The sequence below is a fragment of the Embleya sp. NPDC050493 genome (assembly GCF_044458105.1).
In the GTDB taxonomy this organism is placed as follows: domain Bacteria; phylum Actinomycetota; class Actinomycetes; order Streptomycetales; family Streptomycetaceae; genus Embleya.
Window position 1 is genome coordinate 99,391 of record NZ_JBITHP010000025.1, and the last position, 15,344, is coordinate 114,734.

16 protein-coding genes are annotated in these 15,344 nt (G+C 73.7%); 8 read left to right on the top strand and 8 right to left on the bottom strand.

Annotation, left to right across the window (positions count from 1 at the left end; all coding sequences use genetic code 11):
• Window positions 1-933 carry a methionyl-tRNA formyltransferase gene (gene fmt, locus ACIBM5_RS35550; RefSeq protein ID WP_396010823.1) on the bottom strand — a complete coding sequence of 311 codons (933 nt, stop codon included), beginning with the start codon at window positions 931-933 and terminating at the stop codon, window positions 1-3.
• Between the two features lie 6 nt (window positions 934-939).
• On the bottom strand, window positions 940-1,485 hold the full coding sequence (def, locus tag ACIBM5_RS35555; RefSeq protein ID WP_391586145.1) for a peptide deformylase: 546 nt from the start codon (window positions 1,483-1,485) through the stop codon (window positions 940-942).
• 384 nt (window positions 1,486-1,869) lie between these two features.
• Here def and ACIBM5_RS35560 point away from each other — a divergent pair, with 384 nt between their 5' ends.
• Together ACIBM5_RS35560 and ACIBM5_RS35565 are read left to right on the top strand one after the other, a co-directional pair.
• The gene (locus ACIBM5_RS35560; protein ID WP_391586146.1) at window positions 1,870-2,478 is read left to right on the top strand and encodes an RNA polymerase sigma factor; all 609 of its coding nucleotides are present in this window, start codon (window positions 1,870-1,872) and stop codon (window positions 2,476-2,478) included.
• Window positions 2,475-3,683, top strand: a complete 1,209-nt coding sequence (locus ACIBM5_RS35565; RefSeq protein ID WP_396010824.1) for a hypothetical protein — start codon at window positions 2,475-2,477, stop codon at window positions 3,681-3,683. The genes ACIBM5_RS35560 and ACIBM5_RS35565 overlap by 4 nt, the downstream gene beginning before the upstream one ends.
• 192 nt (window positions 3,684-3,875) lie before the next feature.
• Here ACIBM5_RS35565 and ACIBM5_RS35570 read toward each other — a convergent pair whose 3' ends face one another.
• The gene (locus ACIBM5_RS35570) at window positions 3,876-6,113 is read right to left on the bottom strand and encodes a primosomal protein N' (protein WP_396010826.1); all 2,238 of its coding nucleotides are present in this window, start codon (window positions 6,111-6,113) and stop codon (window positions 3,876-3,878) included.
• Window positions 6,114-6,230: 117 nt separating this feature from the next.
• Between ACIBM5_RS35570 and ACIBM5_RS35575 the strand changes: the two genes are divergently transcribed.
• Together ACIBM5_RS35575 and ACIBM5_RS35580 are read left to right on the top strand one after the other, a co-directional pair.
• Window positions 6,231-6,476, top strand: coding sequence for a hypothetical protein (locus tag ACIBM5_RS35575; RefSeq protein ID WP_396010827.1), 246 nt, complete (start codon window positions 6,231-6,233; stop codon window positions 6,474-6,476).
• Window positions 6,477-6,505: 29 nt separating this feature from the next.
• Window positions 6,506-6,820 carry a type II toxin-antitoxin system PemK/MazF family toxin gene (locus ACIBM5_RS35580; RefSeq protein WP_396010829.1) on the top strand — a complete coding sequence of 105 codons (315 nt, stop codon included), beginning with the start codon at window positions 6,506-6,508 and terminating at the stop codon, window positions 6,818-6,820.
• Window positions 6,821-6,851: 31 nt separating this feature from the next.
• Here ACIBM5_RS35580 and ACIBM5_RS35585 read toward each other — a convergent pair whose 3' ends face one another.
• Together ACIBM5_RS35585 and ACIBM5_RS35590 are read right to left on the bottom strand one after the other, a co-directional pair.
• Window positions 6,852-8,966 (bottom strand): restriction endonuclease, encoded by a 2,115-nt coding sequence (locus tag ACIBM5_RS35585; RefSeq protein WP_396010830.1) that lies wholly within the window; start codon window positions 8,964-8,966, stop codon window positions 6,852-6,854.
• A gap of 161 nt (window positions 8,967-9,127) precedes the next feature.
• Complete coding sequence (locus ACIBM5_RS35590) at window positions 9,128-9,622, bottom strand: excalibur calcium-binding domain-containing protein (RefSeq protein WP_396010831.1); 495 nt, start codon at window positions 9,620-9,622, stop codon at window positions 9,128-9,130.
• 489 nt (window positions 9,623-10,111) lie between these two features.
• On the opposite strand from ACIBM5_RS35590, the gene ACIBM5_RS35595 reads away from it, so the two are divergent.
• The 3 genes from ACIBM5_RS35595 to ACIBM5_RS35605 all read left to right on the top strand — a co-directional run bounded on the left by ACIBM5_RS35595 (window position 10,112) and on the right by ACIBM5_RS35605 (window position 12,142).
• Window positions 10,112-10,861: an alpha/beta fold hydrolase gene (locus ACIBM5_RS35595; protein ID WP_396010832.1), complete on the top strand. Its 750-nt coding sequence runs from the start codon at window positions 10,112-10,114 to the stop codon at window positions 10,859-10,861.
• Complete coding sequence (locus ACIBM5_RS35600; protein ID WP_396010833.1) at window positions 10,825-11,067, top strand: alpha/beta hydrolase; 243 nt, start codon at window positions 10,825-10,827, stop codon at window positions 11,065-11,067. The genes ACIBM5_RS35595 and ACIBM5_RS35600 overlap by 37 nt, the downstream gene beginning before the upstream one ends.
• Before the next feature lie 295 nt (window positions 11,068-11,362).
• Window positions 11,363-12,142, top strand: a complete 780-nt coding sequence (locus tag ACIBM5_RS35605; protein WP_391586154.1) for an alpha/beta hydrolase — start codon at window positions 11,363-11,365, stop codon at window positions 12,140-12,142.
• Window positions 12,143-12,408: 266 nt separating this feature from the next.
• Here the strand turns inward: ACIBM5_RS35605 and ACIBM5_RS35610 are convergent, their stop codons facing one another.
• Window positions 12,409-13,521, bottom strand: a complete 1,113-nt coding sequence (locus ACIBM5_RS35610) for a DMT family transporter (RefSeq protein ID WP_396010834.1) — start codon at window positions 13,519-13,521, stop codon at window positions 12,409-12,411.
• Between the two features lie 104 nt (window positions 13,522-13,625).
• On the opposite strand from ACIBM5_RS35610, the gene ACIBM5_RS35615 reads away from it, so the two are divergent.
• Window positions 13,626-14,183, top strand: a complete 558-nt coding sequence (locus tag ACIBM5_RS35615) for a CGNR zinc finger domain-containing protein (RefSeq protein WP_396010835.1) — start codon at window positions 13,626-13,628, stop codon at window positions 14,181-14,183.
• Between the two features lie 79 nt (window positions 14,184-14,262).
• Here the strand turns inward: ACIBM5_RS35615 and ACIBM5_RS35620 are convergent, their stop codons facing one another.
• Together ACIBM5_RS35620 and ACIBM5_RS35625 are read right to left on the bottom strand one after the other, a co-directional pair.
• Window positions 14,263-14,769: a MarR family winged helix-turn-helix transcriptional regulator gene (locus tag ACIBM5_RS35620; protein WP_396010836.1), complete on the bottom strand. Its 507-nt coding sequence runs from the start codon at window positions 14,767-14,769 to the stop codon at window positions 14,263-14,265.
• Window positions 14,770-14,840: 71 nt separating this feature from the next.
• The gene (locus tag ACIBM5_RS35625) at window positions 14,841-15,245 is read right to left on the bottom strand and encodes a cupin domain-containing protein (protein WP_396010882.1); all 405 of its coding nucleotides are present in this window, start codon (window positions 15,243-15,245) and stop codon (window positions 14,841-14,843) included.
• Window positions 15,246-15,344: the final 99 nt, after the last annotated feature.

The following is a 15,344-nucleotide window of genomic DNA, read 5'->3' on the forward strand; positions in this document are numbered from 1 at the left end:
TCAGTTCGTGCCGAGGGTTTCACCGGGCTCGGGGTGTGCGCCCCGGGCCCAGTCGGTGGCGGCCATCATGCGTTTGCCCTGGGGTTGGACCTGGGTGAGTTCGATCGCGTGGCTGCCGGTACCCACCCGGACCACCTTCTTCTCCACCGCGATCTCGCCGGGGGCCAGCGCGTTGTCGCCGCCGCGCAGGCGGACCGGGGCGAGCTTGAGGCGCTCGCCGCGGAAGGTGGTCCACGCCCCGGGTGCGGGCGTGCAGCCGCGCACCACCCGGTCCACCCGCAGGGCGGGCGCGGTGAAGTCGACGCGGGCGTCCTCGACGGTCAGTTTGGGCGCGAGGGTGACCCCGTGCGGCGGCTGGGGGCGGGCCTCCAGGCTGCCGTCGGCGATCCCGTCCATGGTCGCCACCAGCAGGCGTGCGCCGGATCGGGACAACCGCTCCAGCAGGTCGCCGCTGGTGTCGGTGGGGCGGATCTCGTCGGTGACCGTTCCGAAGACCGGGCCCGAGTCCAGGCCCTGCTCGATCAGGAAGGTGCACGCGCCGGTGATGTCGTCGCCGGCCAGCACGGCGTGCTGCACGGGCGCCGCGCCACGCCATGCGGGCAGCAGCGAGAAGTGCAGGTTGACCCAGCCGTGCGCGGGGATCTCCAGCGCGGCCTTGGGCAGCAGCGCGCCGTAGGCGACCACGGGGCAGCAGTCGGGGGCGATCTCGGCGAGTCGGGCCAGGAACTCCGGGTCGCGCGGCTTGGCCGGGCGCAGGATCTCGATCCCGGCCAGGGCGGCGCGTTCGGCCACCGGGCTCGCGACGAGCTTGCGGCCGCGGCCGGCGGGCGCGTCCGGCCGGGTGACCACGGCGACCACCTCGTGCCGGGATTCCAGCAGGGCTTCGAGTGCGGGTACGGCGACCTCGGGGGTGCCGGCGAAGACTAGGCGCATGGGGGTTTAGAGGGCCTTCCCGAAGGTGCCGTGAGGGGAGAACTTGACCTGCGGCGGGGCCTGGCCGGCCCATTCCGCCTCGCGCAGCGCGCGCAGTGCGGCCTTGCGCTGCTCGCGGTCGAGCCGGTCGATGAACAGGATGCCGTCGAGATGGTCGGTCTCGTGCTGGATGCAGCGCGAGAGCAGTCGGGTGCCCTCGATGGTGACGGGGTCGCCGTGCATGTTGAAGCCCTTGGCGACCACGCCGTACGCGCGCTTGGTGTCGTAGCGCAGACCCGGCAGCGACAGGCAGCCCTCGGGGCCGTCCTGTTCGTCCTCGGACAGGTCCAGGTTCGGATTGATCAGGTGCCCCACCTCGCCGTCCACCTGGTAGGTGAACACCCGCAGGGCGACCCCGATCTGGGGTGCGGCCAGACCGCTTCCGGGCGCATCGCGCATCGTGTCGGTGAGGTCGGCGACCAGTCGCCGCAGCTCCTTGTCGAACACGGTGACCGGGTCGGCCTTGCTCCGCAGGACGGGATCCCCGAACAGGCGGATCGGCTGGACTGCCACGGGTGTGCTCCCCCATCGGTGGTCGGACGTGGTGCCGGGTGTCGCCGGTGCGCGACGGCGCCGCGGCACGGTCGTGCCGGGCGGTGGTGCTGCCGTGCTGTTGTGGTGCCGTGCTCGGTGGCGTGTGGTGCTGCCGTGCGGTGGTGCCGTCGATCGAAACCGGAGAGTGACAAGTCTACTGAGCGGCCGGGCCCCGATCCGCGCGTGCACCGTGGCACGAGGCGAGCACGAGGTGAGGTCACGCGGGGCGCGGCCTCGTGGGTCCGGGGCGGGTGGGGTCGGGGGCGGGGTGCGCGGTCCATCGGGGCGGGGTCCGAAGGCGGGATGCGGAGGGTGGATGCGGCGCGGGGCAACCCCGATCCGCGAGGCGGACACTCTCGGGGTGTGACCACGGATCAGGAGCAGGAGGACGCGGACCACGTGTTGTGGTCCCGGGTCCGAACGGGGGATCGCGATGCGTTCGCGGTGGTGTTCGACCGGCACGCGGGGGCGGTGTATGGGCATGTGTTGCGGCGGATCGGGGACGGAGGCGAGGCCGAGGACCTGACCTCGGCGGTGTTCCTGACCGCGTGGCGGCGCCGCGCGGAGGTGACCTTCGACCGGGACAGCGCACTGCCCTGGCTGCTGGGTACGGCCAATCGCACGCTCGCGAACCGGCGGCGTGCGCTCAAGCGCTATCGGGCGCTGGCGGCGCGTGTTCCGCTGCCACGGGACGTGCCCGATCACGCGGACGAGGTGGCCCGGCGGATCGATCAGGAACGCGCGGCGGAGGCGTTGCGGCGCTCGGTGGCGCGGCTGCCCCGGCACGAGCGCGACGTCGTGGAGTTGTGCGTCTGGGGCGGCCTGGACCAGCAGGCCGCCGCAACCGCGCTCGGCGTCGCGCTGGGCACGGTCAAGGCGCGGATGCATCGGGCGCGGAAACGATTGGGCGGCCTGTTGGCCGAAGAGGGCGTGCACGCGGGCACGTACCGAGGCATCGAGGAGGCACGATGAGCCCGTACAGCGAGGACCGACTGCCGGGGCACGAGCGACGCAGGCGCGAACTGCTCGCGATGCTGGACACCCCGGAGCCGTCCCGGAGCCGGGCGTTGATGCCGGGGATCGCCGCGGGCGCGGTGCTCGCGGTGTGCACGGTCGCGATCCTGGCCGCGCAGCCGTGGCGCGACCCGCGGAATCTGTCGCCCGCCGGCCCGGTGGCCGGGCAGGACCCGACACAGGGAGTGCCCGCGGACGCGGCGAAGCCGGGCGATCCGGTGCCGTGGGATGTGGCGAACCGAACGTTGGCCGCGTGTCTCGGGCAGGGTCGCATGGCCGCTGCGTCCACGCCGCCGACCTTGGCGTCCGCGCCGCGGGCGAGCGGACCGTCGCCGTCCGAAATCGCCTCCGGATGGCCGGCGTCCTCGCCGCCGGGGTCGGGTTCGCCCGGAACCCTCCCGCCGCCGAGCATGGGGGACACGCTGCCGTCCGGCACTCCGCCGGAGACGGGCGACATGCCGATGCGCACGCCGATGGGAGGAGCGGACGCCACCGGCCTGCCGAGGCAATCGACCGGGTCGACTCCCCTGTGGTGGCCCACGGCCGGGCCGACCGTCGGCGGACCGGGCGGCACCGGTGGCCCGACCGTGCCGCCCACGTGGACTCCGCGGCCGTCCGGGACCTCGGCCGCGCCCGATCGTCCGGTGTGGAAGGTGCGCGAGCCGGACGCGGCGTTCAAGCCGTACTTCACCGCGTGGGAGCAGGACTGGACCGGCGCGCTCCAGCCGTTCGTGCTGGGCAAGGCCGGCAAACCCGATCTGGTGGTCTGCCACGGGGAGCAGTCCCCGCCGGAGTTGCCCGCGCCGACGGCCGCCGACGGCACGCTTGCGGGGGTGTTCGAGGTACGCCGGAGTCCGGCCTCGCCGCGTCTGTCCGAACCACTCGCGGCGCGCCTGACCTCCTCCACGACGTGGTGGGGCCGCACGACCGGTGCGGTCGCGCGGGTCGTGGTCGAATTGCCCGACGGGAGCACGCGGGGCGCGGTGGTCCGCAACGGTGTGTGGCTCGCGAACGTGCCGGGCGAGGACATCGTCCCGGTCCGGATCAGGGCCTACGACGCGGCCGGCACCCTGCTCCACGAACGCGCCGCCGACCCCGAATCGCTGCGCTGCGCGGACGCGCCGACGACCAAGGCGTGCGGGCGCCGAACCCACTGGGGCTGAGCACCGGCGGGGCCTGGGCACGACGGTTTCCCGAGACGACCGTCCCGCCTGCCGGCCGGGCGCCGGCGAGCGCGGGGGCGTCGGGGCGCCCGCGGGCCGATCCCGATCTGCGCCGGTCCGCTCCCTCCCGGTCCACCGGGCGGGAGCGACCCACGCGGCGGCGGCCCCGGCTTGCGCCGCGCCGACCACCGCTCAGCCGATGTCCGGCGGGTCGATCCTGATCTGCACCGGGTCGCCTGCGGCCCGGGCCAGGCGCAGGGTCTGGGCCGCCTTGAGGGCGTGCGCCAACTCCGCGCCGCGGCCGGGTTCGATCCGGAGCAGGACCCGTTCGTGGCGGGTGGGCGGGGCGATCCGCCGGGCCGGTTCGCGGGTCGGCGGCGGGGCGTCGCCGAACAGGGCTCGGGTGAGTTCGGCACGGGTTTCGGCCGCCCTGGGGTCGGGCTTGGCCGGCGCGGGGGGTGGCGTGCGCGGCGTGGTCGGGGCGACCGGGACCGGGCCCAGTACGTCCGCCCCGTCGGGCAGCCGAAGCACCGCCAGGAAGTCGGCGATCCCGGCCGGCGGGCCGGTCACCGACGCCATCCGCGACACCGGCGGCAGGTTCAATTCGGCCCGCTCGACCAGTTCGGTCAGCGCGTACCCCTGCGGGTCCCATCGCACCAGCGCCTGTACCGGGCGCAGCGTGGACTCGGCGACCACCACCAGCGTGCCGCCCTCCCCCGCGGGCCGGACCAGGCTCGCCGCGTCCAGCCACCGGCGCAGCGCCTGCTCGCCGGCCCGCAGGTCGGGCCGGGTGAGCAGGGCCCAGCCGTCCAGGAGCAGGGCCGCCGCGTAGCCGCCGGGCGCCACCGGTTCGGCGCCGGGCGTGGCGATGATCAGCGCGGGCAGGTCCGGCACGGTGGTCAGGATCGCGTCCCGCCCGGAGGTGCGCACCGGCACGGTCGGGAACGCCCGGCCGAGTTCCTCGGCGGTCCGGCGCGCGCCGATCACGCCGGCCCGGATGCGCTCGCCGCCGCACACCCGGCAGCGCCACTGCGGCGCCGGACGAGTGCACCAGCCGCAGGTCAACACACCGTCCCCGGAGGGCAGTTCGAGCGGGCCCGAGCAGTGTGCGCAGCGCGCGGGTTCGCGGCAGCGCAGGCACGAGGTGCGGACCAGGTAGCCCCGGCGCGGGACTTGGACCAGCACCGGCCCGGTCCGCAACGCCTTGCGGGCCACGTCCCACGCCAGGCTCGGCAGCCGTGCGGCTCGGGCGGCCTCGTCCCGGGCCAGGTCCAGATCGCTGCCGGTGGTGCGCACCAGCGGGGCGGCGGCGCGCACCGCCGCGCGGTCTGCGTCCAGCGGCCGGGCCCACCCGGAGCGGACCAGCTGGGCGGCCTCGACCGTGGTGGCGTGCCCGCCGACGGTGAACGCGGCGTGTTCGCGCGCGGCCCGCATCGCCAGCACCTCGCGCACGTGCGGGTGGGGCGCGTTGAGGTCGGCGTGCGAGTCGTCGCCGTCGTTCCAGACCAGCGCCAGGCCCAGCTCCACCACGGGCGCGAACATCGCCGCCCGGGTGCCGACCACCGCGCGAACGCTCCCGCGGTTGATCGCCAGCCAGCGCCGGTAGCGCTCCTCCGGCCCCAGGCCCGAGGTCAGCGCGACGTGTCGGCCCCGGCCGAGCAGGGCGGTCAGCGCCGCGTCCACGCGTTCCACCGACTTGGCGTCCGGGACCACCGCGAGCGCACCGCGGCCGCCGGCCAGGGTCGCCGCCATCGCCCGGGCGATCTCGTCCGGCCAGTACGGCCCGGGCAGCGCGGTCCACACGGTGCGCGGCGAGTCGCCGGCGGTGAGCTCGGCCAGGTGTGCGGTGCCCGTCGGGTAGCGCGTCCACGGGCCGGGGGGCGGCGGGGCAGGCCGAATCAGCGGCTCCCCCGAGGGTTCCGCCTCGGCCCGCGCGTGCCGCGCCGGCAGCGCGAGCTGGACGATGTCGGCGAGGCTGCCCGCGTACCGGTCCGCGACCGCCCGGGCCAGCTCGATCATCGGCGGCGCGAGCACGATCTCGGGCGAGACGACGCTCGCCAACGGCGCCAGTGGCCCGCCGTACGTACTGCGCTCGACCCGTTCGACGATCACCCCGTCGATCAGCCCGCCGCCCTGCCGCCGGCCGTCCACGACCTTGGCTCCGAACCGCACCCGCACCCGCACTCCGGGCTGCGCCACCTCGGCCAGCTTGGCCGGCACCGAGTAGTCGAACAGCCGATCCAGGTGCACGAGCCCCTTGTCCACCACGACCCGCGCCACCGGCAACCGCTCGGCCTGCGCCTTGGGCCTGGCCCTGCGCACCCGCGCCCGCGCGCCCCGCACCGCCCGCCGCGCGTCCTCGACCCCGAGCGTGAGCTGCCCGTCCCCCTCGTCACCCACACCCGGATCGTTCGTCGCCACACCAGGCATCCTGACAGACGGGTACGACGATCCCGCACAGGTACCGAGCCACCCGGCGGGGTCGACCTTCCCGCGGCGTCGGGCGGCTCTCCGGCCCATCACATACCGAGGGGCATACTTCGCAGTATGACTGCGACCACCATAAAGGTTGAGATGAGCGTCCGAGACGATCTCGCTCGAGTAGCCGCAGAGGATCTCGGCGGCGTCACCTTGAACACCGCGCTCACTCATCTGCTCACCGAGCACCGCAAAGCGGCCGTGCTAGCCGCCTACGCGCGATTGCAGGCCGACGCCTCCGCATGGACCGATTACGAGAACGAACTCGACGAGTGGGACGGCGTGGCCGGCGACAATCTCGGCAGTGAGCAGTGAGCCGGAAGTCCGCCCCGTGGCAGGTGTGGATGGCCGACCTTTCCCCCGTCGTCGGCTCGGAGCAAACCGGTCGACGGCCGGTGGTGGTGGTCAACTCGCCGTTCTACGCCTCCTTCCCCATCGCGATGGCGATCGTCGTGCCGCTGACCACCCAGGACCGGGGACTGCCTCATCACGTCTCGGTGTCCTCGGCGCGGTCCGGCCTTCGCCGGCGGAGTTGGGCACGCACCGACGACGTGCGGGCGGTTTCCGAGCGGTGGCTCCTGGGACGCCCGTTGGGGAGCGTCGACGACAAGGAAGCCGACGACATCCGTACCTACCTGCGGTTGATGCTGGACATCTGATCGGGCGACGTGCGTCGGGGGCCTTCCCGGCCTACTCGACCTCCACGCCGTGTGACTCGGCGACGCCGAGGAGGCCGTTGCGGAAGCCGTTGGTGGTGGGGGAAAAGGTCCAGGCGTCGTCGGTGCGCACGAATGCGCCCAGGACCATGGCGGTCTCGCCCGGGCGGCGGGTGGGTACGGGGTGGTCGCCGAGCCGGCGGCCGTCGGCCTGGTCGAGGCGGGTCAGTCTGGCTCCGCGCAGCGCGGCCAGGTCGCCGCTCGGGGCGCGCTCCTGGTCGACGGCCGCGGCCAGCACCAGACGGTCGGCCGCCCGGGGCAGCAGGGCCAGGTCCACCAGAAACGCCACGCCGTCACCGATCCGGACCGCACCTTCGGGGCTGGCCGGATTGTTGAAGAACACGAAGTGCTCGTCGCCGAGCACCCGTCCGCGGCGGCAGACGAACGCGCACGGGTCCAGGGGCGGCGCGTTGCCCGGTTCCCAGGCGAGTTGCACCAGGATCCGGCTGCCGGGCGCGGCGGTCGGCGCCCCGCCGGTGCCCGGACCCAGGCGACCGCGCAGGCCGTGTTGGGCGAGCAGGCCGACCAGTTCGGGTCCGGTGACCAGGCCCAGCGGCTTGTTGCGGATGAACTCGTGGCTGCCGGGCCCGAAGCCGGACGTGGTGACCAGCAAGCCCTTGTTCGCGCCGTGGTGTTGCACGGTGCCGGCCAGATCCCGCACGGCCGTGGGCGGGACCGTGTTGCGGTAGCGCTTGACCTGCACGACGATCTTTCCGCCGCGGATCGGGTCCGGGTCCACCGCGACCACGTCCACCCCCTGGTCGCCGCTGCGCGCGGTGGTCTCGACCTGCATGCCCATGCGCGAGAAGAGCTCGGCGATCAGGTTCTCGAACTCGATCGGATCCATCACGAACAGATCCGGATCGTCGTCGCCGGGCCGGGCGGGCGCCGGGGTGATGGTGGGAGTCGGCGCCGGGGTCGGCGCCGATGCGACGCTGTCCGCGAGCCGGCTCGGTTGTACGGGGGTGGGCCGGTCCGGGCGGGCGGACAGGGTCCCGCCCATCGCCTCCAGGCACGCGACCGCGTCCACCCGATCGAGGCTGATCTGCCGGAACTGCTCGGCCCGCGCGGTCACCGTGAGCAGGTACGTGCGCCCGTGTCGACCGGTGGCCGGGTTCACCGCCTGGACGAAGCCGTTGAGCACCACCGAATCGAGGATGCCCTCGTGGTCGGCGAAGAAGACCTCGGCCAGTATCCGGATCGCGCTCTGCGCCAACACGTCGCGGTGGATCGTCCGCCGATCGGTCGCGGTACGCGCGACCTCCTTCTCCTGGTCGTCGGTCTTCACGTAGCGCACCCGGGCCACGGCCGGCACCACGTCCGTCGTCGGCAGCTCGTGGTCCACCACCAACTGCCGCGCGGCGGCGTCGAAGGCCACCGTCGAGTGGTCGGAGAAGCCCTCGGGCCAATCCGGCGATGCCAGCAGGACACCCTCGAAGTAGTCCTCGATCGCCTCGGGATCGCGCGCCGCGAGCCGCCGCACGAGATCGTCCACCTGCTGGTTGCGCTGCGCGGCCAGGGCGCGTTGGCCGTTCGCCCAGTCCTCGAACCGGCGGCGGTAGTCGTCGTATTGCTGCTGCCGCTGGTACTCGGCGGCCTGCGCCGCCCGCAGGTCGTGGTCGTAGCGCGCCTGCGCCTGCGCCCGGTCCTGCTCGTAGCGCGACTGTGCACCGGGCGCGAAGCTGCCCAGGCCGGAGGGAGGGGCCACCTGATAGCGCGCCGGATCGGGCATCGGGATGGGTCGGGCGAGTTCGCCCGGTTGGAACGGCGGGATCTCCACGGCGCTGCGCAACCGCTCGATCCGGAATCCCGGCGCGCTCAGCCGGGCCCGAAGCACGCCTTGCAGCTCGGCGACCCGGTCCTCGATCTCCGCTGTCCGGCGGGCCACTTCGGCCTCGCGGGACTGCTGATAGGCGCGCTGCGCCTCGCGGTCGGCCCGCGCGGCGGCCTTCTGCGCCTCGCGCCGGTTGCGTTCGTCGGCTCGCAGTTGTTGCTGCTGCGCCCGCAACTCGGCCTCGCGTTGCCGTTGTTGTTGCCGCTGCAGCTCGGCCCATGCCCCCAGCACGCCGGTGCTCCGCCGACTCGCCACGCTATCGCCCTTCCGCCCTGCACCCGTCCGCCCCCCGCGCTCGAACACATCCTGCCGTGTCGGACCGACCAGCGCGAAAGCGGTCGGTGTCCGCACGTGAACGCGCCTCCGACCGCCGCCGGGAACCGTACCTGCCCGCTCCCGGCGGCGACCGGAACGTGTCACTCGCAGCCGACTCCGTCTCCGTCGCGGTCGAGGTGCCGGCCGTAGCCGGGGTCGCCCCGGCGGATCGGTGCGGCACCCGCGGCCCGGACGGCGGAGCAGTTCTTGTAGTAGGCGGGGCCGCTGCCACCGGTGCTGCTGCCGTCGCCGATCGTGCCGGCGCCGGGGTCACTGCCGGACGTCCCGCCACCGGACGTTCCGCTGCCGGACGAACCGCCGGACGCGGAACCACCGTTGCCGCCGGTTCCGCTCGCGCCGCCGCCCGAGACGTTCCCGCCCGACCCGCTGCGGGGCGTCGGTGCCGCGCTGCTCGGCTGCGTGGTCGTCGGCGGCGCCGTGGACGGTGCCCGGGTGGTGGGCGGTGCCGAACTCGGCGGGGCCGTGCCGGGCGACGCGCTGCCGGCCGGCGTGCTGCTGCTCTGCGACGGCTTGGGCCGGTCGGACTTCTTGTCCCCGTCCCCGTCGCAACCGGTCAGGGTCAGCGTCAACGTCAAGGTCGCCGTGACGATCCCGGGAAGCAGGGCCGACCGGGTTTTCGGCAAACGGGTAGCCGATATGCGCATGTGCGAGTTCCCCCCTCGATATGTGCCGCCCGGACTCTAGCCCTCATCGGGTCCACCGACCCGGGCAACCACCGATCTCGTCTTCGAGCGGACGTCGGGCGCGTCGGTTCGGGACGCACTGCGCCCAGCCGGGACGGGACGGGACGGGGCGGGCCGGGCCGGGCCGGGGCCGGGGCGGCCGGGGCCGGGGCGGCCGGGATGGGGCGGGCCGGGATCGGGGCGGTCGCCGAGCGACTCGCGAAGGGTGGGCGATTCTCGTTCCTCGTGATGTGCTGGGCTCTGTCGATTCCGTTCGTGCGGTTCACCCGAGACCGCACGACGGACGGCACGGCGAACAGCACGGCGGACGGCACGAGCAACGGCACGGTGAACGATCCGGCGGATCGCACAACGGTCCGCACGACCGAGCGGGAGAGCCTCATGCGCACGATATATCCACCCATCGAGCCCTACGACCGGGGCAAGTTGGATGTCGGCGACGGTCAGTCGATCGCCTGGCGACGCTACGGAGTCCCGGGTGGCAAACCGGCCGTCTTCCTGCACGGCGGCCCCGGCGGAGGTTGTCTGCCCGACCATGCGCGGGCGTTCGATCCGGAACGGTACGACGTCCTGCTCTTCGATCAACGCGGCTGCGGCGAAAGCACGCCGCACGTGAGCCGGTTCGAGGTGGACCTGAGCACGAACACCACCTGGCATCTGGTCGCCGACATCGAGAAGTTGCGCGAACTGCTGGGCGTGGAGCGGTGGTTGGTCTTCGGTGGTTCATGGGGCAGCACCCTCGCGCTCGCGTATGCGCAAACCCACCCCGAGCGGGTCACCGAGTTGGTCCTGCGTGGCATCTTCACGCTGCGACGCCGGGAACTGGCGTGGTTCTACCAGAGCGGGGCGTCGATGTTGTTCCCGGAGGCCTGGCAGGAATTCCTCGCGCCGATCCCGGAGGACGAACGCGACGACCTGATCGGCGTTTCGGGCGCCGGCTCAACGATCCGGATCCGAAGGTGCGCGAGCAGGCTGCGATCGCGTGGAGTGCGTGGGAGGGCACGTTGGTCGCCCTGCTTCCCCGGCCCGACCTGGTCGAGATGCACCGACAACCGGAATTCGCCCTGGCCTTCTCCCGGATCGAGAACCACTACGTGCGCAACGGCGGTTTCCTGGAGGAGGGCCAACTGATCCGCAACGCCGACCGGCTGCGCCACATCCCGGGCGTGATCGTGCAGGGTCGCTACGACCTGTGCACTCCCCCGGCGACGGCCTACGATCTGCACCGGGCCTGGCCGGAGGCCGAATTCGTGATAGTGCCGGATGCGGGTCACGCCTTCTCCGAACCGGGCATCACCCACCACCTGATCGAGGCCACGGACCGCTTCGCGCGGTGAGGTACGCGCCGTGTCGAGGCGCCTGGACGGGGTGGGGCGCTCCGCACGGTCGGGTGCGCGGGCCGTGTCGGGGCCGAGGCGCTTCGCGTGGCGACGTGCGCGGGCCGCGTCCGGAGCCGAGCCGGAACGCTCCGCGCGGTCGGGCGCGTGCGCCGCGTCCGGGCCCGGAGCCGGGGCGGAGCGCTTCGCGCAGTGTGGTGGGTCGCGTCGGGCCGGAGCGGCGGGGCGGAGCGCTTCGCGCAGTGTGATGGTGGGTCGCGTCGGGGCCGGGTCCGGGGTCCCGGAGAATGGTCGGATGAGTGCTTCCCGTGACATCCTCACGCGCCCGGCCGCCGGCCCCGACCGCACGCTGCGGTACGGGCCGGCGGCGGATCAGGTCGTCGACCTCTGGCAACCCGCGGCCGACCCGCACGCGCTCGTCGTGGTCGTGCACGGGGGGTATTGGCGGGCCGAGTACGACCGCAAGTACACGTATCCGATGTGCGTCGCGCTGGCCGCCGACGGCTACGCCGTCGCGAGCATCGAGTACCGCCGGGCCGGGCAGCCCGGCGGCGGGATGCCCGGCACGTTCGAGGATGTCGCCGCCGCGCTCGATCTGTTGTGCGCACAGGCCGATTCACCCGTGGTCCTGCTGGGGCACTCGGCGGGCGGGCACCTGGCGGTCTGGGCGGCGCTGCGCGATCGGCTGCCGGTGGGCGGCGTGGGCCGATTGCCGGCCGCGCCGCCGATCGCGGGCGCGGTGTCGTTGGCGGGCGTACTCGATCTGGACGCGGCCCTCGCCCTCGACCTGGACGACGGTGCGGCGGCGGAGTTCCTGGGCGAGGACCGCTCGGAGGCGGTGCTCGCGCAGGCGGACCCGACGCGGTTGGCGGCGGGTGGCGTGGGCGGCCGTGGGCTGATCCTGTTGCACGGCGACGCCGACGAACAGGTACCGATCGCCCTGGGTCGGACCTTCGCCGCGGCGTCGGGCGCGACGTTGCGGGAGTTGGCCGGCGTCGGCCACTTCGAGCCGGTCGACCCGCTCTCGGCGGTCTGGCCGGAGGTGCTCCGGGCGGTCGCGGAACTCGCGGGCTGACCCGGTCGAGCCGGGCGGGTGGTGGGCGGTCGGAAGCGGTCGCAGGCGGTCGGCCCGAAGGGCGTGCGCCGGTGGGCGGCGGACGGCGGGCGGTGGGCGGCGGGCGGTGGGCGGTGGGCGGCGGGCAACAGGCTTCGGTCGGCGGACGGTTCGGGGCCGGTGGTGGTCGGCCGCCGGGCTGTCGGCAACGGACGGCGCGGGCCGTTCGGGGTAGCGGGCCGCCCGCCCGGCGCGATGCGACTGCCGCCGGGTTCCCGGGCCGCCCGCTACCGCTGGTTGGCCAGCAGTACGCCGATCCCGCCGATCGCGATCCCGGCGACCGCGGCCGGTCGCAGGGCCTGGTCGAGCAGGAGCCACGCGAGTACCGCCGTGGCGGCCGGGGTCAGGAAGAACAGCGTGCCGACCCGACTCGCCGAGGATTGCCGCAACATCAGGTTGAGCAGCGTGAACACGCCGATCGAATTGACCAGCACCATCCACGCGAGCGTCCCGACGAACGGCCCCCACGCATGCACGTGCGGCGTCTCGAACAGCAGCGAGCCCAGCCCCATGAACGGCGCGCTGACCAGGAACTGCACGGCCGTACCGGTGCGCAGATCGACGTCGTGCACGTAGCGCTTCTGGTACACGGTGCCCACGCTCAGACCGAGCAGCCCCACCACGGCCAGGACCAGCGCCGGAATCGACAGGTGGGTGGGATCCGCGACGGCGAGAACCACGCCGATCGTGCCCAGGCCGAAGCCCAGCCACTGCCGCGTGCTCACCCGCTCGCCGAGGAACCGCCCGGCCAGGAGCGCGATCAGCACCGGATTGAGCCCCTGCACGAGAGCCACCACGGCGGCGGGTAGCCCCATCGAGAGTGCCGTGTACAAGGCGCCGAACTGAAGCGCCTGGAACAGCAGTCCGGCGACCACGACGTGAGCGAGTCGACGCCCACGCGGCCACGGCGCCCGAACCGCAAGCGCGAACGCCCCGAGCAGCAGCCCGGCGAGCGCGAACCGGAAGAAGGTGAGCAGGAGCGGCGGCGCGGCGTCCACCCCGATCGCGCCGATGATGAACGCGCTGCTCCACAGCAGCACGAACACGGGCGGTATCGCCTTGCCGACCAGGGCGGCTCGCGGGCCCGGGCCGCCGGCGGCTCGCGCTCCTCGGTCGCCGGCGGCTCGCGTGCCCCGGTCGCCGGGATCGGGCGGATGTGCGCCGGCGGTGGGCCCGGGTCGGCCCGGGCGGGCACGGCCGGCGGCGGCGGTGGTGGTGCTGGTGGTGCCTGTGGCGTCCGTGGCATCCGTGGCATCTGCGCCTTCCAGGGCGTCCATGGCGTCCATAGCTGCCGTGGCGTCTGCCGATCCTGCGATGCGTGCGGTACGTGCGGCGCTCATCGAGGTCCACTCCCGTGTCGAAGCGTCGGACGAGTAACTACTCAATCAGGTTACTCACCATGGCGCGCTCCGCACTAACCTGTCAATCCGGTTATGCTGGGTGGGTGACCTTCACCTTCATCGGCGGCGACATCGCGCTCGACCTGGTCGGAACCGTGCAGCAGCGCCGCACCGAACCCCGCGACCTGCTGGACACGCCGGCCGCACTCGGGTCCTGGGCGGTCGCCGCCGGCCTCGTGGACACCGCGCCGGCGGTCGACGACGACGCGCTCGCGGGCACGATCGAATTGCGCGAAGCGCTGTACCGGCTGGCGTCCTCCCGGGACACGCCGGAGGGGTACGGCGCACGTGATCGCGCGACATTGAACGGCTTCGCGGCCGGCGCTCCGGTCACGGTCGCGCTGGCGGCGGACGGTCGGGTACGGCGTACCGGCGACATCTCCGCCGTCCTGGCCACGGTCGCGCGCTCGGCGGTCACCCTGTTCGGCGGCGCGGATGCGGCCCGCGTCCGGGAGTGCGAGGCGCCGACGTGCACCCGCCTCTACGTCGACTCGTCCCGCCACGGCAGCCGGCGCTGGTGCGACATGCGCCGCTGTGGAAACCGCGCCAAGGCGGCGAGCTTCCGCGCCCGCCATCGGGACGGCCTCGCGGCCGACGCCTGACGCGGCCGAATACCCGCGCACCACGGCCGAACCGCCCGGCGGGCCGGGTCGATTCGGGCGGTCGGTCGCCTACGGCCGGCTACCCGGGCGCGCCCAATGTCGAGGCCAGGATGCGCAGCGCCTTGTCGACCACGTCCCGGTCCTCCTCCGCGATCGGCCTCAGCAGCCCGTCGAGCGCGTCGATCCGCGCGCGCATCGCCGCCCGGGCACACTCGCGCCCCGACTCGGTGAGGCAGACCAGCACCGAACGGCCGTCCGCGGGGTTGGGCCGACGCTCGATCAGGTCCTTGCGGGCCAGTCGGTCCACGCAGTGCGTCATCCCGCCCGACGAGTACATCACCAACGGTTGCAACTCACGCAGCGTCAGCCCCGGCCGATCCGGTCGGGTCGCGAGCACGACAAGCACCATGTACTCCGGCGCGGTCAGCCCCAACGCGCCGATGCTGCGCCGGTCGAAGTCCTCCATCGCGATCATCGCCTGATGCAGCCGCACCACGAACCCGACCGAGGACGCCTCCACGTCCGGCAGTACCGCCGACCATGCCGCCACCACGGAATCGGCGTAGTCGGCCCGTGCATCGCTCACGTCGTACTCCCTGGCAGCCCGCGCCCGCTTGGTCCCGGCCGCCACCGTAGTATCGGCGCCCCGCCGCCGGCTCACAGCATCCGGAAGTCCTCGTACGAGAACGCGGGCGAGACCACGCACGACACCAGCACCTCGCGCCCGGCCGCCGGCCGAGCCGTCTGCCACACCCCCGGCGGAATCAGCAATTGCGGCTGCTCACCCGCCTCCACATCCGGGCCGAGCAGGATCCGGTGCGGCTCGGCATCGGGAGTCGTACCGTCCCCGCCCAGCCGCAGTTCGAGTGGTCCGCCGCGATGCCAGAGCCACAACTCGGCCGATTTCACGACGTGCCACGCGGACTCCTCGCCCGGACCGAGCAGGAAGTACATGCCGCTCGCGGTGTCGCGCGGCCCCGGGTATCCGGGCGGGGTCACGCTCACCCCGCTGCGCCAGGTCTCCCGGTACCAACCGCCCTCGGGATGCGGCATGAGCCCCATGACCCGGGCCAGGTCCGGCGGATCGAGGCGGGGAGGGTCAGGGTGGGGTGTGGGTGTGGGCGTAGGAGGCGCGGGGGGCTCGGAGGCGGGTGCAGGGCA

Excerpts from the sequence above, each read along its gene's own strand:
- ACIBM5_RS35575 (WP_396010827.1), top strand. The coding sequence starts at position 6,231 with ATGACTGCGACCACCATAAAGGTTGAGATGAGCGTCCGAGACGATCTC.
- ACIBM5_RS35610 (WP_396010834.1), bottom strand. The coding sequence starts at position 13,521 with ATGAGCGCCGCACGTACCGCACGCATCGCAGGATCGGCAGACGCCACG.
- ACIBM5_RS35595 (WP_396010832.1), top strand. The coding sequence starts at position 10,112 with ATGCGCACGATATATCCACCCATCGAGCCCTACGACCGGGGCAAGTTG.
- ACIBM5_RS35565 (WP_396010824.1), top strand. The coding sequence starts at position 2,475 with ATGAGCCCGTACAGCGAGGACCGACTGCCGGGGCACGAGCGACGCAGG.
- fmt (WP_396010823.1), bottom strand. The coding sequence starts at position 933 with ATGCGCCTAGTCTTCGCCGGCACCCCCGAGGTCGCCGTACCCGCACTC.
- ACIBM5_RS35580 (WP_396010829.1), top strand. The coding sequence starts at position 6,506 with ATGGCCGACCTTTCCCCCGTCGTCGGCTCGGAGCAAACCGGTCGACGG.
- ACIBM5_RS35570 (WP_396010826.1), bottom strand. The coding sequence starts at position 6,113 with ATGCCTGGTGTGGCGACGAACGATCCGGGTGTGGGTGACGAGGGGGAC.
- ACIBM5_RS35605 (WP_391586154.1), top strand. The coding sequence starts at position 11,363 with ATGAGTGCTTCCCGTGACATCCTCACGCGCCCGGCCGCCGGCCCCGAC.
- ACIBM5_RS35625 (WP_396010882.1), bottom strand. The coding sequence starts at position 15,245 with ATGGGGCTCATGCCGCATCCCGAGGGCGGTTGGTACCGGGAGACCTGG.